Source organism: Pseudomonas corrugata (assembly GCF_050920615.1).
Lineage (GTDB): Bacteria > Pseudomonadota > Gammaproteobacteria > Pseudomonadales > Pseudomonadaceae > Aquipseudomonas > Aquipseudomonas corrugata.
This window is the reverse complement of the sequence record NZ_CP130434.1, coordinates 1,493,083-1,513,847: the sequence shown is the minus strand read 5'-3', so window position 1 is coordinate 1,513,847 and position 20,765 is coordinate 1,493,083. Positions and strand designations below refer to the sequence as shown.

17 protein-coding genes are annotated in these 20,765 nt (G+C 61.0%); 9 read left to right on the top strand and 8 right to left on the bottom strand.

Going from position 1 to position 20,765, the window contains the following annotated elements; genetic code table 11:
• Positions 1-77: 77 nt before the first annotated feature.
• A complete protein-coding gene (locus QZH45_RS06720) occupies positions 78-758 on the bottom strand; it encodes a tellurite resistance TerB family protein (protein WP_055135647.1) in 681 nt (226 codons plus the stop codon).
• Between the two features lie 186 nt (positions 759-944).
• On the opposite strand from QZH45_RS06720, the gene QZH45_RS06715 reads away from it, so the two are divergent.
• From QZH45_RS06715 to QZH45_RS06685, 7 genes are all read left to right on the top strand, one after another.
• Complete coding sequence (locus tag QZH45_RS06715; protein ID WP_055135648.1) at positions 945-1,859, top strand: LysR family transcriptional regulator; 915 nt, start codon at positions 945-947, stop codon at positions 1,857-1,859.
• A gap of 96 nt (positions 1,860-1,955) precedes the next feature.
• The gene (locus tag QZH45_RS06710; RefSeq protein WP_069018473.1) at positions 1,956-3,413 is read left to right on the top strand and encodes a gamma-aminobutyraldehyde dehydrogenase; all 1,458 of its coding nucleotides are present in this window, start codon (positions 1,956-1,958) and stop codon (positions 3,411-3,413) included.
• 96 nt (positions 3,414-3,509) lie between these two features.
• On the top strand, positions 3,510-4,661 hold the full coding sequence (gene ydcS / locus QZH45_RS06705) for a putative ABC transporter substrate-binding protein YdcS (protein ID WP_024778962.1): 1,152 nt from the start codon (positions 3,510-3,512) through the stop codon (positions 4,659-4,661).
• A 135-nt stretch (positions 4,662-4,796) separates the two neighbouring features.
• On the top strand, positions 4,797-5,834 hold the full coding sequence (locus QZH45_RS06700; protein ID WP_024778961.1) for an ABC transporter ATP-binding protein: 1,038 nt from the start codon (positions 4,797-4,799) through the stop codon (positions 5,832-5,834).
• A gap of 1 nt (position 5,835) precedes the next feature.
• On the top strand, positions 5,836-6,780 hold the full coding sequence (locus QZH45_RS06695) for an ABC transporter permease (RefSeq protein WP_024778960.1): 945 nt from the start codon (positions 5,836-5,838) through the stop codon (positions 6,778-6,780).
• The gene (locus QZH45_RS06690) at positions 6,770-7,588 is read left to right on the top strand and encodes an ABC transporter permease (RefSeq protein WP_024778959.1); all 819 of its coding nucleotides are present in this window, start codon (positions 6,770-6,772) and stop codon (positions 7,586-7,588) included. The genes QZH45_RS06695 and QZH45_RS06690 overlap by 11 nt, the downstream gene beginning before the upstream one ends.
• Positions 7,589-7,733: 145 nt before the next feature.
• Positions 7,734-9,158: a gamma-aminobutyraldehyde dehydrogenase gene (locus QZH45_RS06685; protein ID WP_024778958.1), complete on the top strand. Its 1,425-nt coding sequence runs from the start codon at positions 7,734-7,736 to the stop codon at positions 9,156-9,158.
• Between the two features lie 380 nt (positions 9,159-9,538).
• Here QZH45_RS06685 and QZH45_RS06680 read toward each other — a convergent pair whose 3' ends face one another.
• Positions 9,539-9,724, bottom strand: a complete 186-nt coding sequence (locus tag QZH45_RS06680) for a hypothetical protein (protein WP_024778957.1) — start codon at positions 9,722-9,724, stop codon at positions 9,539-9,541.
• Positions 9,725-10,144: 420 nt separating this feature from the next.
• Between QZH45_RS06680 and QZH45_RS06675 the strand changes: the two genes are divergently transcribed.
• A complete protein-coding gene (locus QZH45_RS06675; RefSeq protein ID WP_055135205.1) occupies positions 10,145-11,770 on the top strand; it encodes a glucan biosynthesis protein D in 1,626 nt (541 codons plus the stop codon).
• A 184-nt stretch (positions 11,771-11,954) separates the two neighbouring features.
• On the opposite strand, the gene QZH45_RS06670 is transcribed toward QZH45_RS06675, so the two are convergent.
• The 3 genes from QZH45_RS06670 to QZH45_RS06660 form a co-directional block, all read right to left on the bottom strand.
• Complete coding sequence (locus tag QZH45_RS06670) at positions 11,955-13,061, bottom strand: NADH:flavin oxidoreductase/NADH oxidase (protein WP_055135204.1); 1,107 nt, start codon at positions 13,059-13,061, stop codon at positions 11,955-11,957.
• Positions 13,062-13,310: 249 nt separating this feature from the next.
• Entirely contained in the window at positions 13,311-15,020 is a 1,710-nt protein-coding gene (gene recJ / locus QZH45_RS06665) for a single-stranded-DNA-specific exonuclease RecJ (protein WP_024778954.1), read from the bottom strand.
• A gap of 147 nt (positions 15,021-15,167) precedes the next feature.
• On the bottom strand, positions 15,168-15,710 hold the full coding sequence (locus QZH45_RS06660) for a YaeQ family protein (protein WP_055136035.1): 543 nt from the start codon (positions 15,708-15,710) through the stop codon (positions 15,168-15,170).
• Between the two features lie 146 nt (positions 15,711-15,856).
• On the opposite strand from QZH45_RS06660, the gene QZH45_RS06655 reads away from it, so the two are divergent.
• On the top strand, positions 15,857-17,056 hold the full coding sequence (locus tag QZH45_RS06655) for a CaiB/BaiF CoA transferase family protein (protein ID WP_024778952.1): 1,200 nt from the start codon (positions 15,857-15,859) through the stop codon (positions 17,054-17,056).
• A gap of 268 nt (positions 17,057-17,324) precedes the next feature.
• Here QZH45_RS06655 and QZH45_RS06650 read toward each other — a convergent pair whose 3' ends face one another.
• From QZH45_RS06650 to thrC, 3 genes are all read right to left on the bottom strand, one after another.
• Positions 17,325-17,612, bottom strand: coding sequence for a DUF3509 domain-containing protein (locus QZH45_RS06650; RefSeq protein WP_024778951.1), 288 nt, complete (start codon positions 17,610-17,612; stop codon positions 17,325-17,327).
• A gap of 172 nt (positions 17,613-17,784) precedes the next feature.
• Positions 17,785-19,155 carry a transporter substrate-binding domain-containing protein gene (locus QZH45_RS06645; protein WP_024778950.1) on the bottom strand — a complete coding sequence of 457 codons (1,371 nt, stop codon included), beginning with the start codon at positions 19,153-19,155 and terminating at the stop codon, positions 17,785-17,787.
• Between the two features lie 121 nt (positions 19,156-19,276).
• The gene (gene thrC / locus QZH45_RS06640; protein WP_024778949.1) at positions 19,277-20,686 is read right to left on the bottom strand and encodes a threonine synthase; all 1,410 of its coding nucleotides are present in this window, start codon (positions 20,684-20,686) and stop codon (positions 19,277-19,279) included.
• Between the last annotated feature and the right edge of the window lie 79 nt (positions 20,687-20,765).

Sequence of the window (20,765 nt, the reverse complement as noted above, 5' to 3'; positions counted from 1 at the left end):
TTCTGTCGTTATCGCGAGCAAGCTTTGCTCTCACAGGTTTGCGCTCCCACAGGAGCATGGTGTTTGTCAGGCGTTATCTACAAGGAAGCCCGTCGCACCTGATTCTCCAGCTCGACCTTCAACCCCGGCTCCAGCTTGAGCTGTCGCGCCAGCTCATCGAGGTAGGACTTTTCCATGAAGTTTTCCTCGTCCACCAGCATCACGCTGGCGATGTACATTTCCGCGGCCATTTCCGGAGTGCTGGCGGCGCGGGCGACGTCGGTGGGGTCCAGAGGCTTGTTGAGCTCGGCATGCAGCCAGTGTCGCAGCTCCTGGTCGTTGTCGAGCTTGGTGAATTCGCCTTCGATCAACTGCCGCTCACGCTCATCCACATGACCATCGGCCTTGGCCGCTGCGACCAACGCCTTGAGGATGGCCTGGCTGTGCTGCTCGACCTGTGCCGGTGGGATCCGGTCCAGGGTCCGGGGTTCCGTTTGCGGCGCGCGGCCCTGCTGGGCCTGCCAGTTGCCATAGGCTTTGTAGGCGATAACGCCCAGCGCGGCGAGACCGCCGTAGAGCGCAACCTTGCCGCCCGTCTTGCGGACTCTTTTGTTACCCAGCAGCAACCCCATGGCGCCTACCGCCAGTGCACCACCGCCAGCGCCGGAAAGCAGGCTGCCAAGCCCGCCGGTCTGCTTGTTCTGCGCGCCGCCCGCCTTGTTCTGCAACAGGTCCTGACCGGACTTGAGTAACTGATCGAGCAATCCACGGGTATTCATTTCGCTGCCTCCCTGTGTTCGGGTAACCGAATGAGCAAGGCCACCAGCCTAAATCGAAAGTATTCAAAGTCGTCGGCGAGATTGCTTCGAGATGTTGCTTGCCCTTTCAACCGCTCCCGCTACCCTTCAGAAAAAACGATATACACTGCAAAACATCGACAAAAACAGCCTACCGGGTATTCACCCATGATGACCTTGCGTCAGATCCGCCATTTCATCGCCGTGGCCGAGACCGGCTCGATTTCCGCCGCTGCGCAAGCCGCATTCATTTCCCAGTCCACCTTGACCCTGGCCATCCAGCAACTGGAGCAGGAGATCGGCGTCAGCCTGTTCAACCGCCATGCCAAGGGCATGACCCTGACCCATCAGGGCCATCAGTTCCTGCGCCAGGCCCACCTGATCCTCGCCACCGTAGACAACGCCAAGCGCAGCCTGCAGCAAAGCACCGACCAGGTCGCCGGCCATCTGACCGTCGGCGTCACCAGCCTGGTCGCCGGCTACTACCTGGCCGATCTGCTGACCCGCTTCCAGCGCGCCTACCCGAATGTGGTGATCCGCGTGATGGAGGACGAACGGCCCTATATCGAGCATCTGCTAGTCAGCGGGGAAATCGATGTCGGCGTGCTCATTCTGTCCAACCTCGAAGATCGCCATGCCTTGCAGACCGAAGTGTTGACCCATTCTCCTCACCGCTTGTGGCTGCCGCCCCGGCACCCGTTGCTGGAACACGACAGCATCAACCTGGCGGACGTCGCCAGTGAGCCACTGATCCAGCTGAACGTCGATGAAATGGAACGCAACGCCCAGCGCCTGTGGCGTGGTGCCAGCCTGCAACCGAAGATCACGCTGCGCACCGCCTCGACCGAAGCGGTGCGCAGCCTGGTAGCGGCGGGACTGGGCGTGTCGATCCAACCGGACATGACGTACCGCCCCTGGTCACTGGAGGGCGACATCATCGAAGCGCGTCCGATCGCCGACCTCAACCAGACCCTCGACGTCGGGCTGGCCTGGCGCCGCGGCACGTCACGACCGGCATTGGTCGATCCTTTCCTGACCGTCGCCAGGGAGCAGCCCCACGGCGGGCGTAAGCCATCTATTTAATCGAATGCATACTTGAGTATTTAGAATTTGTCGGCCTGGAGGCTGCGCACTAGTCTTGCTGAATCCTCCGGGCCATTTAATAAGAGAAAATCAAACATGGCTGGCACACCAACCCCACTGTGCACCGCATTGCTGATCGATGGGGAGCTCGTTTCCGGCGAGGGATTTGTCGAGCCGATACTCAATCCGGCCACCGGCGGAGTACTGGCCTCTATCGCCGAGGCCAGCATCGAGCAGGTCGAGGCAGCGGTCCTGGCCGCCCACCAAGCCTTCGACGGATGGTCGCGCACCACCCCGCAACAACGCTCGAACCTGCTGCTGGAGATCGCCAGCGCGATCGAAAAGCATGCCGATCACCTGGCCCGTCTCGAATCGCTGAACTGCGGCAAGCCATTGCACCTGGCGCGGCAGGACGACCTCAGTGCCACAGTGGATGTGTTCCGTTTCTTCGCCGGCGCCGTGCGCTGCCAGACCGGCCAGCTCAGCGGTGAGTACCTGCCCGGCTACACCAGCATGGTGCGCCGCGACCCCATCGGCGTGATCGCGTCCATTGCGCCGTGGAATTACCCAATCATGATGGCCGCGTGGAAAATCGCCCCGGCCCTGGCCGCCGGCAACACCCTGGTGTTCAAACCCTCGGAGCATACACCGCTGTCGATCCTGGCCCTGGCGCCGCTGCTGGCCGGGATCCTGCCCCGGGGCGTCATCAACGTCATCTGCGGAGGCGGCGAAGGGGTTGGCAGCCATCTGGTCAGCCATCCCAAGGTGCGCATGGTCTCGCTGACCGGCGATATCGTCACCGGCCAGAAAATCCTCCAGGCCGCGGCGAAAACCCTCAAGCGCACGCACCTGGAGCTGGGAGGCAAGGCACCGGTGATCGTCTGCAACGACGCCGACATCCAGGCGGTGGTCGATGGCGTGCGCACCTACGGCTATTACAACGCAGGCCAGGATTGCACCGCGGCCTGCCGGATCTACGCTCAGGGCGCCATTCACGATCGACTGGTGGCCGAACTCGGCACGGCGGTCAGCAGCCTGCGCTTTGCCGGCAAGCGCGACGCCGACAACGAAATCGGTCCCTTGATCAGCACCCGCCAGCGCGACCGTGTCGCCAGTTTCGTCGAACGCGCACTCGCCCAGCCGCACATCGAGCGCATCACCGGCGCGGCGGTGCATTCCGGTGCCGGCTTCTATTACCAGCCGACCTTGCTGGCCGGCTGCAAGCAAAGCGATGAAATCGTCCAGCGCGAGGTGTTCGGCCCGGTGGTCACCGTGACCCGCTTCGACGAACTCACCCAGGCGGTGGATTGGGCCAACGATTCCGAATACGGCCTGGCGTCCTCGGTATGGACCCAGAACCTGGACAAGGCGATGCAAGTGGCGGCGCGCCTGCAATACGGCTGCACCTGGATCAACAGCCACTTCATGCTGGTCAGCGAGATGCCCCACGGCGGCCTGAAGCGCTCGGGCTACGGGAAAGACTTGTCCTGTGACTCGCTCCAGGACTACAGCGTGGTGCGCCACATCATGGCCCGTCACGGGCGGGAGTTGTAAGCAGCAAGCTACAAGTTGTAGGTGACCGCCGTTTCTTGCAGCTTCCAGCTTGAGACTTGCGGCTAATCCAAAACAATTAAAGCAAGAGGGATTCCCATGTACGCGCACAACACCGTATTGCTCAGTGCAATCACCCTGGCGATGCTGACCAGCCTCAGCGTCCAGGCCGCCGAACCGCTCAAGACCGTTGGCAAGGGTGAAGGCCAATTGGATATCGTGGCCTGGCCGGGTTATATCGAGCGAGGCGAAAGCGACAAGGCCTACGATTGGGTGACCGGTTTCGAGAAGGAAACCGGCTGCAAGGTCAATGTGAAAACCGCCGCGACCTCCGACGAAATGGTCAGCCTGATGAGCAAGGGTGGCTACGACCTGGTCACGGCCTCGGGCGATGCTTCGTTACGACTGATCGCCGGCAAGCGGGTGCAACCAATCAACACCGCATTGATCCCCAACTGGAAGAACCTTGATCCGCGTCTCAAGGACGCGCCGTGGTACGTGGTCAACCAGAAAACCTACGGCACGCCGTATCAATGGGGGCCGAACGTGCTGATGTACAACACCGACGTATTCAAGCAGGCCCCTACCAGTTGGAGCGTGTTGTTCAGCCCCCAGGCCCTGCCCGACGGCAAGCCGAACAAGGGCCGCGTGCAGGCCTACGACGGACCGATCTACATCGCCGATGCGGCGCTGTACCTCAAGACTGCCAAGCCCGAGCTGGGCATCAAGGATCCGTATCAACTCGACGAAGCCCAATACAAGGCCGTGCTGGAGCTACTGCGGGCCCAGCAACCGTTGATCCATCGCTACTGGCATGACACCACCGTGCAGATGAGTGACTTCAAGAACGAAGGCGTGGTGGCGTCCGGTGCCTGGCCATACCAGGTCAATGGCCTGATCAACGAAAAACAACCGATCGCCTCGACCATTCCGAAAGAAGGCGCCACCGGCTGGGCCGACACCACCATGCTCCACGCCGAGGCCAAGCACCCCAACTGCGCCTACAAATGGATGGACTGGTCGCTGCAACCGAAGGTCCAGGGTGACGTGGCAGCATGGTTCGGCTCCTTGCCGGCAGTGCCCGCGGCGTGCCAGGGCAGCGAGCTGCTGGGGGCTGAAGGTTGCAAGACCAACGGCTTCGACCAGTTCGACAAGATCGCCTTCTGGAAAACCCCACAGGCCGAGGGCGGCAAGTTCGTGCCGTACAGCCGCTGGACCCAGGATTACATCGCGATCATGGGCGGGCGGTAGGGCTGATCGGGCGGTGTAAAAACTACAGATAAATACTGTCGTTGTGGCGAGGGGATTTATCCCCGCGCCACAGGTTCGGTGCCCGTCATCATTAATGATTCAACAGCAGCAGTTGCGCTTATGGAGCACCGCACCATGACACTCGCAGTCCAGTTCACCCAGGTTTCCCGTCAATTCGGCGAGGTGAAGGCCGTTGACCGGGTCTCCATCGACATCGAGGACGGCGAGTTCTTTTCCATGCTGGGCCCCTCCGGGTCGGGCAAGACCACCTGTCTGCGGCTGATTGCCGGTTTCGAACAGCCGAGCGCCGGTTCGATCCGCATTCATGGCGAGGAGGCCGCCGGGCTGCCACCCTATCAACGGGACGTCAATACGGTATTCCAGGACTACGCCCTCTTCCCCCACATGAACGTACGCGACAACGTGGCCTACGGCCTGAAAGTCAAAGGCGTCGCCAAGGCCGAGCGAATCAAGCGTGCCGACGAAGCGCTGGAGATGGTAGCCCTGGGCGGCTATGGCGAACGCAAACCGGCGCAGCTCTCCGGCGGCCAGCGTCAGCGTGTAGCCCTGGCCCGTGCGCTGGTCAATCGCCCGCGGGTGTTGCTGCTGGATGAACCCCTTGGCGCCCTCGACCTGAAGCTGCGCGAACAGATGCAAGGCGAATTGAAGAAACTGCAGCGCCAGTTGGGCATCACGTTCATTTTCGTTACCCATGACCAGACCGAGGCCTTGTCGATGTCCGACCGGGTGGCGGTATTCAACATGGGCCGCATTGAACAAGTGGATACACCGCGCAACCTGTACATGAAACCGGCGACCACCTTCGTCGCGGAATTTGTCGGCACCTCCAACGTGATTCGCGGCGAACTGGCGCGACAGCTGAGCGGTTATCCACAGCCGTTTTCGATCCGCCCGGAACACGTGCGTTTCGCCGAGGGCCCGTTGAGCGGCCATGAAATCGAAGTCCAAGGGCTGCTTCACGACATTCAATACCAGGGCAGCGCCACTCGCTACGAGCTGAAGCTGGAAAACGGCCAGATCCTGAACCTCAGTCAGGCCAACACTCAGTGGGCCGACAGCAGCGCTCAGCACCAGACCGGCCAGCAGCTCAGGGTCCGCTGGGCCCGCGAGGCGATGATTACCCTGCACGACACTGTCGGCGGCGAGGCCTGAGATGAATACACTGGCTCTCCCCCGCACACCTGCACCGGGTTCGCTGCGACGGTTTTCCAACCTGCTGTACCGACGGCCCAACCTGTACCTGTCGATGCTGCTGGTACCGCCGCTGATCTGGTTCGGCGCGATCTACCTGGGCTCGCTGCTGACCTTGCTGTGGCAAGGCTTCTACACCTTCGACGATTTCACCATGGCGGTCACGCCGGACCTGACCCTGGCGAATTTCGCGGCACTGTTCCAACCCTCGAACTTCGACATCATCCTGCGCACCGTGACCATGGCCATCGCGGTGTCCATCGCCAGCGCCGTCGTCGCGTTCCCCATCGCCTATTACATGGCGCGCTACACCAGCGGCAAGACCAAGGCGTTTTTCTACATCGCGGTAATGCTACCCATGTGGGCCAGCTACATCGTCAAGGCCTATGCCTGGACATTGTTGCTGGCCAAAGGCGGCGTGGCGCAGTGGTTCATTCAGCACCTGGGCCTGGGGCCGGTGTTGCAGTTCGTGCTGGAAATCCCCGGCGTCGGCGGCAGCACGCTGTCCACTTCGCACCTGGGACGCTTCCTGGTGTTTGTCTATATCTGGCTGCCGTTCATGATCCTGCCGATCCAGGCGTCCCTGGAGCGCCTGCCGCCCTCGCTGCTGCAAGCCTCGGCGGACCTGGGTGCCAAGCCACGCCAGACGTTCATGCAAGTGGTCCTGCCGCTGTCGGTCCCGGGCATCGCCGCCGGTTCGATCTTCACGTTCTCGCTGACCCTGGGGGATTTCATCGTGCCCCAGCTGGTGGGCCCGCCGGGATACTTCGTCGGCAGCATGGTCTACGCCCAGCAAGGCGCCATCGGCAACATGCCCATGGCCGCAGCCTTCACGCTGGTGCCCATCGTGCTGATCGCCATTTACCTGTCTATCGTCAAGCGCCTGGGGGCTTTCGATGCACTCTGATTCTTCATCCCGGGCGTCATGGGGTTTGCGCATCGCGGCTTGGGGGGGACTGGTGTTCCTGCACTTCCCGATCCTGATCATCTTCCTCTATGCCTTCAATACCGAGGACGCCGCGTTCAGCTTCCCGCCCAAGGGCTTGACCCTGAAATGGTTCAGCGTGGCTTTCGCCCGTCCTGATGTACTGGAGGCGATCAAGCTGTCGTTGCAGATCGCGAGCATCGCCACCCTGATCGCCATGGTACTCGGCACGTTGGCCTCAGCGGCGCTGTACCGCCGCGACTTCTTCGGCAAGCAGGGAATATCCCTGATGCTGATCCTGCCCATTGCCCTGCCGGGGATCATCACCGGCATTGCACTTCTGGCCACGTTCAAGACCCTGGGAATCGAGCCGGGCATGTTCACCATCGTCGTCGGCCACGCCACTTTCTGTGTAGTGATCGTCTACAACAACGTCATCGCCCGGTTGCGCCGTACCTCCCACAGCCTGATCGAGGCCTCGATGGACCTGGGGGCGGATGGCTGGCAGACCTTCCGCTACATCATCCTGCCCAATCTCGGCTCGGCACTGCTGGCCGGCGGCATGTTGGCGTTCGCGCTGTCGTTCGACGAAATCATTGTCACCACCTTCACTGCCGGCCACGAACGTACCCTGCCGCTCTGGCTGCTCAACCAACTCAGCCGCCCCCGCGACGTGCCGGTGACCAACGTCGTCGCCATGCTGGTGATGATCGTCACCATGCTGCCGATATTGGGCGCCTACTACCTGACCCGTGGGGGTGAGAGCGTGGCGGGGAGCGGGGGGAAATAACTCAGGCATGAACAGCGATGCCCCCCCTGTGGGAGCGAGCCTGCTCGCGAAAGCGGTGCTCCAGTCAGTGCAAGGGTTGCCTGGTGGAACACCTTCGCGAGCAGGCTCGCTCCCACAAAAAACAACAACTTGAGAGGACATGGACATGCAAACCAAACTGCTGATCAACGGTCGCCTGGTGAACGGCGAAGGTCCCGGACAGGCCGTGTTCAATCCGGCACTGGGTCGGGTGCTGGTGGAAATCAACGAAGCCAGCGAAGCTCAGGTCGATGCCGCCGTGCGCGCTGCCGCTGATGCCTTCGACAGTTGGTCGCAGATCCCGCCCAAGGACCGCTCCCTGCTGCTGCTCAAACTGGCCGACGCCATTGAAGCCCATGGCGAAGAACTGGCGAAGCTGGAGTCGGACAACTGTGGCAAACCCCTGGGCGCCGCCCTGAACGATGAGATCCCGGCCATTGCCGATGTGTTCCGTTTCTTTGCCGGCGCCAGTCGCTGCATGAACGGCTCGGCGGGGGGCGAATACCTGCCGGGGCATACTTCGATGATCCGCCGCGACCCGGTGGGCGTTATTGCCTCCATCGCACCCTGGAACTATCCGCTGATGATGGTTGCCTGGAAAATCGCCCCGGCCCTGGCCGCGGGTAATACCGTTGTACTCAAGCCCTCGGAACAGACGCCCCTGACGGCGTTGCGCCTGGCGGAACTGGCAGCGGACATTTTCCCGGCCGGGGTACTCAACGTGGTGTTCGGTCGTGGGCAGACCGTCGGCCAGCCGCTGATCACTCACCCGAAAGTGCGCATGGTGTCGCTCACCGGCTCCATCGCCACCGGCTCGCACATCATTTCCAGCACCGCCGACAGCGTCAAACGCACGCATATGGAACTGGGCGGCAAGGCCCCGGTGATCATCTTCGACGACGCCGACATCGACGCCGCCGTGGAAGGCATCCGCACTTTCGGTTTCTACAATGCCGGCCAGGATTGCACCGCGGCCTGCCGCATCTATGCCCAGCAAGGCATCTACGACCAGTTCGTCGAAAAACTCGGCGCTGCGGTGGGCAGCATCAAGTACGGCCTGCAGACCGCACCGGACACCGAGATGGGCCCGCTGATCACCGCCCAGCATCGAGACCGCGTGGCCGGGCTCGTCGAACGCGCCATCGCCCAGCCACATATCCGTTTGATCACCGGTGGCAAAGCCGTGGACGGCAACGGGTTCTTCTTCGAACCGACGGTACTGGCCGATGCCCAGCAGGACGATGAGATCGTGCGCCGGGAGGTCTTCGGCCCGGTGGTGTCCGTCACCCCGTTCCTCGATGAAGCGCAGGTACTGGACTGGGCCAACGATTCTGACTATGGCCTGGCCTCATCGGTATGGACCCGCGACGTCGGCCGCGCCCATCGCCTGTCGGCGCGCCTGCAATACGGCTGCACCTGGGTGAATACCCACTTCATGCTCGTCAGCGAAATGCCCCACGGCGGTCAGAAACATTCCGGGTATGGCAAGGACATGTCCATGTATGGGCTGGAGGACTACACGGTGGTGCGGCATGTGATGTTCAAGCATTAAATGCAATAAGTATCTGGAAACACATGCGCACGGCCCCCCGCCTTCGTCTTGCTAAGGTTTTCGTCAACCGGTGCACCCTCGCTGGTTGACGGAAATCCTGGCAGGCCCTGGGGTTGTCTACAACGTATACACCCAAAGGGTATCTCTCCATGGTCTCGCCTGTTTTGTCGTTTGGCGTCTCCCCGGCTGCGGCCGTCCTTCAGCCGTTCCGGATGTTCGAGAACTGGTGCTGACACGCTACCCATTCGTTGCACCTTACCGGGTCGTGCAAGGTCAATTGCAGATCTTGCGCATATTGCGCCAGCGCACAGAACGTCCCCGGGACTGGTCGATGGAATAAGCAGTGACTCTGCCCAGACCGATCCAGTACGACAACCGGCTCAAAACCGCGAAACACTCCTCATCGCATCCACCAGGTAACGCATGGCGATCCGGTCGTTTTCCGACAGCTCGCGGTAGCGCTCCACCAATCGCAGTTCCTCCAGGCTAAGGCGCCGCGTCCGGCGCACGTTGTGCAGGCATGGGAAGAGCCCCAGCATTTCAGCAATGCCCTGTAGTTTCGTCATGAACGGTGTCCTTGTGTACGTCGAATTGATTCCCGGAGCCTGCCGGGCTCGCGGACGGAACCCCTTTGCCAAGCTAAAGAATAGGGGCGATTCACACAGCGAGGAGGCAGTTTTAGAGTAATTAGTCAAAAAAATGCAGATACCCCGGAGAAAAAAGAAATATCTGTAAGGAAATTTAACCAAGCCACGCTTTCCTTTTCTCAGCCGTCGACGTATCCCCTATGATTTTGCGCCTCGGTGAACCGATCCGGCTCTCAGGCATCTGTTCTGGTGGCTTGTGCGGTTAATTTGAGTATTCGAGTTAGCCACACAGGCCACCTCCGTCGCGTTTGGCCAAAGGCATGTCCGAACTCCTTTATCAGTTGTATCAGTCTCTGTTGCCAGGAGCGGCTGGGGATTGTTTCGAGAAAGGTTGTATTTATGCATCGCAGGAACCTGCTCAAGGCCTCCATGGCTTTCGCCGCCTATACCGGGCTTTCGGCTTCGGGCCTCATGGCGGCACGGGCCTGGGCCGCCGATCGGACGGCAGACGGCGAAGCCCTCCCCTTCGACTTCAAGAACCTGAAAGACCAGGCCAAGCGGCTGGCCGGGCAACGTTACGTCGATACCAAGCAAGTCTTGCCGGAAACATTGGCGATGATGTCGCCCCTGCAGTTCAACGCTATCCGGTATGACGCCAACCATTCGCTGTGGAATGAGCTGGATGGCCAACTGGACGTACAGTTTTTCCACGTCGGCATGGGTTTCAAGCAGCCGGTGCGCATGCACAGTGTCAATCCGAAGACCCGCCTGGCCCGTGAAGTGCATTTCCGCCCGGAGTTGTTCAACTACGAGAAAACCACGGTCAACACCGCGCAACTGACGGGTGACCTGGGGTTCTCCGGGTTCCGGGCCTTCAAGGCGCCGGAGCTGGACCGGCACGACATCGTTTCGTTTCTGGGCGCCAGTTATTTCCGCGCCGTGGACGCCAGCGGCCAGTACGGCCTCTCGGCCCGTGGATTGGCAATCGATACGTATGCCAAACACCGCGAGGAGTTTCCGGACTTCACTCAGTTCTGGTTCGAAACCCCGGACAAGAACAGCACCCGTTTCGTGGTCTATGCACTGCTCGACTCCCCCAGCGCCACCGGCGCTTATCGTTTTGACATCGATTGCCAGCCCACCCGGGTCGTGATGGAAGTCGACGCCCACATCAACGCCCGGACCGCCATCGAACAACTCGGCATTGCGCCGATGACCAGCATGTTCAGTTGCGGCACCGTCGAACGGCGCATGTGCGACACCATTCACCCGCAGATCCACGACTCCGACCGACTGGCCATGTGGCGCGGCAATGGCGAATGGGTCTGCCGTCCGCTGAACAATCCAGCCACCCTGCAATTCAACGCTTTTGCCGACAACAACCCGAAAGGCTTCGGCCTGGTGCAGACCGACCATAGCTTCGAGAGCTACCAGGATACCGTGGACTGGTACAGCAAGCGTCCAAGCCTATGGGTCGAGCCGACAACAGCCTGGGGCGAAGGCTCTGTGGATCTGCTGGAAATTCCTACCACCGGCGAAACCCTGGATAACATCGTCGCGTTCTGGTCGCCAAAAAAACCGGTTGCAGCCGGTGATTCACTGAACTACGGCTACAAACTCTACTGGAGCGCCCTGCCACCGGTGAGCACCGAGCTGGCACAGGTCCATGCGAGCCGTTCAGGCATGGGTGGGTTCATCGAAGGCTGGGCACCGGGCGAGCATTACCCCACCGTCTGGGCGCGACGCTTTGCCGTGGACTTCAGTGGCGGCGGTATCGACCAGTTGCCCCCTGGGACCGGTATCGAACCGGTGGTGACTTGCTCCCATGGCGAGGTGAAGGACTTCAACGTGTTGGTGGTGGATGCGATCAAGGGCTATCGCATTACCTTCGACTGGTACCCGACCGATGACCGGGTGGACCCGGTGGAGATGCGCCTGTTCATTCGCAGCAAGGACCGGACCCTGAGCGAGACCTGGCTTTACCAGTACTTCCCGCCGACGCCGGATAAGCGCAAGTATCCCTGATAGTTATTGGTCGTCCGGGCTGGCCCCATCGCGAGCAGGCTCGCTCCCACACAGTGATCTCATTGCATAGGGATTCCTTGTGGGAGCGAGCCTGCTCGCGATGAGGCCAGTGCAAGCAGAGAAAATTTCAACCAAAGAAAAGCCCCGGCCTGAACGACCGGGGCTTTGTTTTTTGCAGAAACAGTCAGTCCCGCAGATCCGACTCATGAATCGGCTGGTCCCGATGGGTCGCACGCTGATACTGCGCCGGCCAGACTGCCTTGCGCCCACCCAGGTCATCATCGGCATGCAGCGCCCAGTACGGATCGCGCAACAACTCGCGGGCCAGGAAAATGATGTCGGCCTGGCAGGTTCGCAGAATGTGCTCGGCCTGGGCTGGCTCGGTGATCATGCCGACGGTGCCGGTGGCGATTTCCGACTCCTTGCGCACCCGTTCGGCAAAACGCGTCTGGTAACCCGGACCGGTAGGGATCTCCGCATTCGCCGCGGTACCGCCCGATGACACATCGATCAGATCGACCCCCAACGCCCTGAATCGCCGCGCCAGCTCGACGGTTTCATCGGGATTCCAGCCATCCTCGACCCAATCGGTGGCCGAGACACGCACGAACACCGGCAACTCCTCAGGCCATACGGCCCTGACCGCTTCGGTGACCTGCAGCACCAGCCGGATACGGTTTTCGAACGAACCACCATATTGATCGCGCCGCTGATTGCTCAGCGGAGACAGGAACTGATGCAGCAGATAGCCATGGGCCGCGTGGACCTCGACCACCTTGAAACCGGCCGTCAAGGCCCGTTTGGCGGCCTCCACGAACGCCTGGATGACACCATTGATCTGTCCTTCGTCCAGTTGGGACGGCTGCGTGTGCTGCGGGTCGAAGGCAATCGGCGAGGGACCGACCGGCACCCAGCCGCCATCCGCAGGCTTCACGCTGCCATGCTTGCCCAACCAGGGCCGCCAGGTACTGGCCTTGCGCCCGGCGTGGGCCAATTGAATGCCCGGCACAGAGCCCTGGGCGGTGATGAAGCGGGTGATGCGTTGCAGCGGCTCGATCTGTTCATCGTTCCACAACCCCAGGTCCTGGGCGGTAATGCGGCCGTCGGCGGTGACAGCGGTGGCTTCGGTGAATACCAGGCCGGCACCGCCCACGGCACGGCTGCCGAGGTGCACCAGATGCCAGTCGTTGGCCAGGCCATCGACACTCGAATACTGGCACATCGGTGATACCGCGATGCGGTTGGGCAGGGTCAATTGGCGTACGGTATAGGGTTCAAGCAGCAGACTCATGGGGCACCTCTTCGAATCAGTGGGCAGGCTCCAGGTTCTGTTTGAAAAGTCGACGAGTGACAAAAGGTGCAGCACCCGCCCCCGCGGGCAAAGAAAAAGGACAAGACGTCACAAGGGCTATCAACCAGTGTTTAGAGCCTAGTCGACAACCTGGGATAAGGCAGGGTTTCGCGTTTAAAACAAGCTCCTGTGGCGAGGGGATTTATCCCCTCGCCACAGGAGGATCATCGCCTTGGGAAATCTGTGGGCCTACCGCGGCTCGATATGGGCAATCATCAACTGCACCGTTTCCTGGCCACGAAACTCGTTGAGATCGAGTTTGTAGGCCAACTCGACCCAGCGCACGGTCGGGTTCGGCCAGACGTCGCGGTCGATGCCAAAGGCGATGCCATCGAGCTTCACCGAACCGCACTCGCTCCTGAGTACCACCTTCAGGTGCCGTTCGCCCACCACCCGCTGCTCGACCAGCTGGAACACACCGTGGAACATCGGTTCCGGAAAATGCTGGCCCCAGGGGCCGGCATGGCGCAGGGCCCGGGCCAGTTCCAGATGGAATTCTTCCACCGCCAGGGTGCCATCCGACAACAGGCGCCCGGTCAGGTCCTCTTCACGCAACTGCCTGCGCACTTCCGCGTCGAAAGCCTCGGCGAACAACGGGAAATTCGCCTCCGGCAATGACAGCCCTGCCGCCATGGCATGACCGCCGTACTTGGTGATCAGGGTAGGATGCTGCGCGGCCACGACACTCAGGGCGTCGCGAATATGAAACCCCTGCACCGAACGACCAGACCCCTTGAGCATGCCGTCTCCGGCATCGGCGAAGGCAATGGTCGGACGGAAGTAACGTTCTTTCATTCGGGAGGCAAGGATGCCGATGACACCCTGGTGCCACTGCGGATCGAACAGGCACAGACCGAACGGCATCGATTCAACCGGCAGCTCCTTGAGCTGGGCCAGCGCCTCACGCTGCATGCCCTGCTCGATGGATTTGCGATCCTGGTTCATGCCATCCAGCTGCGCGGCCATTTCCCGGGCCAGCGCCTCGTCGTCGGTGAGCAGGCATTCGATGCCCAGGCTCATGTCGTCCAGGCGTCCTGCCGCATTCAGACGCGGCCCCAGGATGAACCCGAGATCGGTCGAGGTAATGCGTGAGTGGTCACGCTTGGCCACTTCCAGAATGGCTTTGATGCCAGGGCGCGCGCGCCCGGCACGAATGCGTTCCAGGCCCTGATGCACGAGGATCCGGTTGTTGGCATCCAGGGGCACCACGTCTGCCACACTGCCCAGAGCCACCAGGTCCAGCAGTTCACCGATGTTCGGCTGAGGCTTGGTGGCATACCAACCCAAGCTGCGCAACCGCGCGCGCAGGGCCATCAGCACATAGAAAATCACCCCGACCCCCGCCAGCGCCTTGCTCGGGAATTCACAGCCCGGCTGGTTCGGATTGACGATGGCATCGGCCGCCGGCAACTCGGTGCCCGGCAAGTGGTGGTCGGTCACCAGTACCTTGAGCCCCGCCGCTTTCGCCGCCGCCACACCTTCCACGCTGGAAATGCCGTTGTCCACCGTGATCAACAGTTGCGGCTCGCGGGTCAGGGCGACTTCGACGATTTCCGGGGTCAGCCCGTAGCCGTATTCGAAGCGATTGGGCACCAGATAGTCGACATGGGCCGCCCCCAGCAGCCGCAGCCCCAACAGGCCCACGGTACTGGCCGTTGCCCCGTCGGCATCGAAATCGCCAACGATCAGGATCCGTTGGCGCTGCTCCAGGGCCACCACCAGAAGATCCACCGCCGCATCGATGCCCTTGAGCTGCTGGTAGGGAATCAGGCGCGCCAGACTCTTGTCCAGTTCGGCCTCGGACTGCACGCCACGCGCCGCATACAGGCGGGTCAGCAGGGGCGGCAGGTCACCGAGGAACGGCAGGGTGGCGGGGAGCTGGCGGGGTTCTATGCGCATGGGGTTACAGACATTCTTCTATGGGTCATTGAAACTATCGGCAAAAGAGCTGCATGTGGGCGCGAGCCTGCTCGCGATAGCGGTGTGTCAGTCTCTGAGTTGCGAGATGATCCACCGCTATCGCGAGCAGGCTCGCTCCCACAGGAATCAACCGCGCTCGCCCAGCAACCACTGCAGTTGAACTTCATGCTGGCCACGGTCGTCGGTCACGAACATTGTCCCTTCGCTGATCATGATGTCCCACTTGATCACGCGGGGCATGTCCTGGGCCAGGGTTTCCAGCACATCCTGGGGCACAGCGGCGATGTTGACGTTCTTCAGGCCTTTCACCGCCGGGATCACCTTGCCTTCCCAGACCCGCAGGCTGCCATAGGCCAGCAGGCTGGTGCGCTCGGTACGGCGCGAGCACCAGGTCAGGCGATCAACGTCGGGCTGACCGACTTCGATCCAGTGCAGCACGCGGTCATCCAGACTTTTTTCCCACAGTGCAGGTTCATCGACATCTGACAGACCACGACCAAACGACAGCAGTTCGTTGTACCAGAGAGCGTAGGCCAGCAGCCGCACGGTCATGCGCTCCTCGGTTTCCGAAGGATGGCGGGCGATGGTCTGCTTCACATTCTCGTAGACATTGCGATCGAGGTCGGTGAGGTTCAGTTCAAACTTGTAGGTCGTGGACGGCTGGGCCATGAACGGGCTTCTTGATACGTGGAAAGGCGGCAAGTCTAACCGATGAAACGGCAAATCCACGAATTGCCGACCATCAACCTGCGGCGACTGACGCTGGCCTATGATAAAACGCTCTATTCGTTCCGTTTTGTCCTACAGGATCTTTCATGTCGCTCACAGCCAAACCCCTTGCCGGGGTCAAAGTCATCGAACTCGGCACCTTGATCGCCGGGCCTTTTGCCTCGCGGATCTGTGCCGAATTCGGTGCCGAAGTGGTCAAGGTCGAATCGCCCGACGGCGGTGACCCGCTGCGCAAGTGGCGCAAGTTGTATGAAGGCACCTCCCTGTGGTGGTTCGTCCAGGCGCGCAACAAGAAATCCCTGACCCTGAACCTGAAACACCCCGACGGGCTGGCGATCCTGAAACAGCTGATTGGCGAAGCCGACATCCTGATCGAAAACTTTCGCCCCGGCGTACTGGAAAAGCTCGGCCTGGGCTGGGAGGTGCTGCACGCATTGAACCCGAAGCTGGTGATGGTGCGTCTCTCCGGGTTCGGCCAGACCGGGCCGATGAAGGATCAGCCCGGGTTCGGCGCAGTGGGCGAATCCATGGGCGGCCTGCGCTACATCACCGGATTCGAAGACCGCCCGCCAGTGCGCACCGGGATTTCCATCGGTGACTCCATCGCCGCCCTGTGGGGCGTGATCGGTGCATTGATGGCCCTGCGTCACCGCGAAGTCAACGGCGGCAGCGGACAAGTGGTGGACGTGGCATTGTACGAGGCGATATTCGCCATGATGGAAAGCATGGTGCCGGAATTCGACGTGTTCGGTTTCATCCGCGAGCGCACCGGCAATATCATGCCCGGCATCACGCCGTCGTCGATTCACACCAGCGCCGATGGCAAGCACGTGCAGATTGGCGCCAACGGCGACGCGATCTTCAAGCGTTTCATGCAGGTCATCGGTCGTGACGATTTGGCCAATGACCCGCAACTGGCCAGCAACGACGGCCGAGACAGCCGCCGCGACGAGCTGTACGGCGTCATCGATCGCTGGGTCAACTCATTGCCGCTCGATACCGTCATCGAACAGTTGAACCGGGCCGAAGTGCCGGCCAGCCGAATCTTCAGCGCCGAAGACATGTTCAGCGATCCACAATTCCTGGCCCGTGAAATGTTCCTGCAAGCCAAGCTGCCGGACGGTAAGGCGTTCAAGATGCCAGGCATCGTACCGAAACTTTCCGACACGCCGGGCAGCGCCGAATGGGTCGGGCCAACGCTTGGGGAACACAACGCCCAGGTGCTCGGCGAGCTTGGCTACGATGCGCAGCAAATCGCTCGCCTGCGCACCGAGGGGGCGATTTAAAGGTGTCAAATCCTGAATACGCCCGCACCGTTTCAGCCAGGAACGCCTTGTGTCCTGGCAGTTGGACGTGGAAGGTTCGCTGAGGCGCTCCCACACGGAACGAAACGACAGGCAAAAAGAAACCCCGAGAAGTGGGGAGACGACTCGGGGTTAAACGTGACCATTCGAGGTCCGTGCAACAAGCGACAAGCACCGGAGCACAATGCTTGATCTTGTTGGTAAAAAGTCTGACTCACGGGACGGTAGGAAGGTTCCCACAACCTGCCATTCAATTCGCTGCGGTCATGACCTTGTCGCGAGCCACATTACGCAGTGCCGCGATCACACAAGGCTCCAAACGCCCCTCGGCGATCAGTACATCCCGATGCAGACCATCGACCACGTCCGTCAGTTGACGCTTGTCGGTCAACTGCGCCTGATTGAACACCCGCTCAACCATGATGGCTCCAGAAGCACTCTTCAGCGTCACCAGGCATTCGCCACCGGCGCCGGAGGGAATCAGCGTGACCTGATACGGGCTCAAAGCCTCACCCAGCAATAGGCTGATACTTTCCATTCGATCACCCTTCAATAGTCCGAAAACAACTGCATGTGCACAGTAAGTGACCGTCGGCCGCAGCAGAAAGTTCGTCAGCGCACCGAACCGGCCTGTTCAACTGAGGATGCGCGTTCAATATGACAGGGAAAAAACAGCTTTTGCGGGAAGCCATTCTCATCGTGCGCGTGCATCAGGCCAGGATCCTTTGCGAACGCCGCCATCGCCGCCCGACATCGCTCCAGCCCCCCAGCAGACCACGCAACCGCCCATCGGCGCCGTAGAACGGCACCGACCAATGGTAGATATCCCGCAGTCCACTGTTGAACATCACTTGGCGGTCGCTGAAGCGGGACTGACCCGTTCGCAGCTGCTCCATCATCTCTCCATGCAGCAACTCGGCGGTGGTCGGCGGAAACGCGGGGGAGTCGGTCAAGCGTGTCCCTCGCAGCTTTTCGAAACGGGTCGCGAACTGTTCCTCATAGCTCTTGTTGCACATGAGCAGACGCCCTTCGAGATCACGGATGAAAATCGGATCGGGAATGGCGTCCATCAAGGCCTTCTGGAGCATCAATTGGTCGTTGAGGACCGCTTCGGCCTTGTGGCGCTGATCGATCTGTATCTGCAGGCGTCGGCTCCACAGCAGCGACAGAAGGCCGGACACCCCGAGCACGACGACGCACCAGTAGCCCCATTGGGACACCCGCAGCCAAAGCGACGGCGCCTTGCTGGGGACGACACCCGCCATCCACTTGGAACGCAGGGCACGCATTTCCTCGGCCGGAAACACTTCCAGTGCCTTGTTCAGGATACTCAGCAGCGGCAGTAGATCCTGACGTACAGCCAGATAGTCTGGCTCCCACTTACCATCAAGAGTTTTTCCTACCTTCAACTGTCCCGCAGGATAGAGATGCACTCCGGTTTCGTTTTCGATGGTGGCATGGGCCTCCCCACTTTCCACCAGCGCCCTCGCCTCTGCATAGGTTTTGACCGTGCGCAGCTCGACAGTGGGGTGGTCACGACGGATCTCCGTCTCCAATGCATGCCGTGCCGGCAGTGCCAGGACCTTCCCCCTCAGTTGTTCCAGCGAATGGAGCGCCGGCTCTCCGTCGCGACCGACGAATACCCAGCCGGAACCGCCAAATGCGTGACTGAAGTTGAGGAAGTCCCGACGCTCATCGTTCATCGCCATGGTGGTCGTCATGTCAGCCTCGCCCCGCTCCAGCATCGCCAGCAACTGGTCGGGGGAGAACGACTCCCGGTGCACGAACTCGAGACCCGTCATCCGTGCAATGCGCAGGAGAATGTCGTTGTTCAGTCCGTTCCACTGCCCACGTTCATTCTTGAACAGGTACAACGGAAACTGCATCGAGGCCACGACGACCCTGGGGTGCTCCTCGATCCACTGCAATTCCTGCGCGTCCAGCACCAGCCGCTCGCCAGACTGGAACGGCGGCGCGTCAAAGGCTGCCAACTGTGCCGCGCCACCCCACTGCATCCAGCAGATCAGGGCCAGCCCTGCCATCCAGCTCAACGCTGGTTTGCATTTGATAAAAAACAACATCTGCATTTCCTTCGAGATGACTCGCCCGTCCCTCCAAGGGGCGAAAACCCGATCAGTTTGGCATGCAGAAACAAGAAAGCCCGTCAGGAGACGGGCTTCAAAATGTGACAGGTTTCAGCAATCAGAGAGGCTTGCCACGGTTGCCATGCTGACTGACAAAGGCCTGTACGGCTTTGAGGTCATTAGGCAGCACCGTGCAGCGCTCTTCTCGCTCAAACAAATCCGAAAGATGTGCAGGTAGTTCAAGCGCTTTTCCTACACCAGCTTTCTCCACCGCTTCCGGGAACTTGACCGGGTGAGCGGTTCCCAGAATCACCATGGGGATGTCCAGGCTGCGGCGGCACTCACGGGCAGCCCTCACGCCGATGGCAGTGTGCGGGTCAAGTAACTCGCCGCTCTGCTCGAACACCTCGGCAATGGTTTCGCAGGTTTGCGCGTCGTCCACCGCCAAGGAGTCGAACAGCTTGCGGGCTTCGGTCCAGCGCTCGGCCTCGACACTGAAACCGCCACCCTGGCGGAAACTGTCCATCAGCCCGGCAATCGCCGCGCCGTTGCGACCATGCAGGTCGAACAGCAGGCGCTCGAAGTTCGACGACACCATGATGTCCATGGAGGGCGACAGCGTGGCGTGCAGGGTTTCCTTGACGTACTGGTTGCCGCTCATGAAGCGGTGCAGGATGTCGTTGCGGTTGGTGGCGACGATCAGTTGATTGATCGGCAGGCCCATGTTGCGCGCCAGGTAGCCGGCGAAGATGTCACCGAAGTTGCCGGTAGGCACCGAGAACGACACCGAACGTGCCGGACCGCCCAACTGCAGGGCCGCGTGGAAGTAATAAACGATCTGGGCCATGATCCGCGCCCAGTTGATCGAGTTCACTGCCACCAGCCGCGTGCCCTTGAGGAAGCCCTGGTCGGCGAAACTGGCCTTGACCATTTCCTGGCAGTCATCGAAGTTGCCTTCAATGGCGATGTTGTGGATGTTATCGCCGAAGATCGTCGTCATCTGCCGGCGCTGCACTTCCGAGACACGGTTGTGCGGATGCAGGATGAAGATGTCGACGTTCTCGCAGTGCTTGCAGCCTTCGATGGCGGCCGAACCGGTGTCGCCGGAAGTAGCACCGACAATGACCACGCGCTCGCCACGCTTGTGCAGCACGTAGTCCAGCAGACGACCGAGCAATTGCAGAGCGAAATCCTTGAATGCCAGGGTCGGGCCGTGGAACAGCTCCATTACCCACTCGTTACCGTTGAGCTGACGCAGCGGGGCAATGGCGTTGTGGGAAAAGACGCCATAGGTCTCTTCCAGGATCTTTTTGAAGTCGGCGTCCGGGATACTGCCGGTGACGAACGGACGCATGACGCGGAAGGCCAGCTCGTGATACGGCAGGCCGGCCCAGGAGGCGATTTCTTCCTGGGTGAAACGCGGCAGGTTTTCCGGCACATAGAGGCCGCCGTCCGTGGCCAGGCCGGCCAGCAGGACATCTTCGAAATTCAGGGCCGGTGCCTGGCCGCGGGTGCTGATATAGCGCATGGGGGCAAACCTTTGGTTTGAGCTTCGAGCGTCAAGCTGCAAGCTACAAGTAGAAGCCGATCCGCTTTCAACCTGTAGC

Bases quoted from the DNA above. Each gene is read 5' to 3' on its own strand.
- QZH45_RS06720 (WP_055135647.1), bottom strand. From the start codon at position 758: ATGAATACCCGTGGATTGCTCGATCAGTTACTCAAGTCCGGTCAGGAC.
- QZH45_RS06715 (WP_055135648.1), top strand. From the start codon at position 945: ATGATGACCTTGCGTCAGATCCGCCATTTCATCGCCGTGGCCGAGACC.
- QZH45_RS06710 (WP_069018473.1), top strand. From the start codon at position 1,956: ATGGCTGGCACACCAACCCCACTGTGCACCGCATTGCTGATCGATGGG.
- ydcS (WP_024778962.1), top strand. From the start codon at position 3,510: ATGTACGCGCACAACACCGTATTGCTCAGTGCAATCACCCTGGCGATG.
- QZH45_RS06700 (WP_024778961.1), top strand. From the start codon at position 4,797: ATGACACTCGCAGTCCAGTTCACCCAGGTTTCCCGTCAATTCGGCGAG.
- QZH45_RS06695 (WP_024778960.1), top strand. From the start codon at position 5,836: ATGAATACACTGGCTCTCCCCCGCACACCTGCACCGGGTTCGCTGCGA.
- QZH45_RS06690 (WP_024778959.1), top strand. From the start codon at position 6,770: ATGCACTCTGATTCTTCATCCCGGGCGTCATGGGGTTTGCGCATCGCG.
- QZH45_RS06685 (WP_024778958.1), top strand. From the start codon at position 7,734: ATGCAAACCAAACTGCTGATCAACGGTCGCCTGGTGAACGGCGAAGGT.
- QZH45_RS06680 (WP_024778957.1), bottom strand. From the start codon at position 9,724: ATGACGAAACTACAGGGCATTGCTGAAATGCTGGGGCTCTTCCCATGC.
- QZH45_RS06675 (WP_055135205.1), top strand. From the start codon at position 10,145: ATGCATCGCAGGAACCTGCTCAAGGCCTCCATGGCTTTCGCCGCCTAT.
- QZH45_RS06670 (WP_055135204.1), bottom strand. From the start codon at position 13,061: ATGAGTCTGCTGCTTGAACCCTATACCGTACGCCAATTGACCCTGCCC.
- recJ (WP_024778954.1), bottom strand. From the start codon at position 15,020: ATGCGCATAGAACCCCGCCAGCTCCCCGCCACCCTGCCGTTCCTCGGT.
- QZH45_RS06660 (WP_055136035.1), bottom strand. From the start codon at position 15,710: ATGGCCCAGCCGTCCACGACCTACAAGTTTGAACTGAACCTCACCGAC.
- QZH45_RS06655 (WP_024778952.1), top strand. From the start codon at position 15,857: ATGTCGCTCACAGCCAAACCCCTTGCCGGGGTCAAAGTCATCGAACTC.
- QZH45_RS06650 (WP_024778951.1), bottom strand. From the start codon at position 17,612: ATGGAAAGTATCAGCCTATTGCTGGGTGAGGCTTTGAGCCCGTATCAG.
- QZH45_RS06645 (WP_024778950.1), bottom strand. From the start codon at position 19,155: ATGTTGTTTTTTATCAAATGCAAACCAGCGTTGAGCTGGATGGCAGGG.
- thrC (WP_024778949.1), bottom strand. From the start codon at position 20,686: ATGCGCTATATCAGCACCCGCGGCCAGGCACCGGCCCTGAATTTCGAA.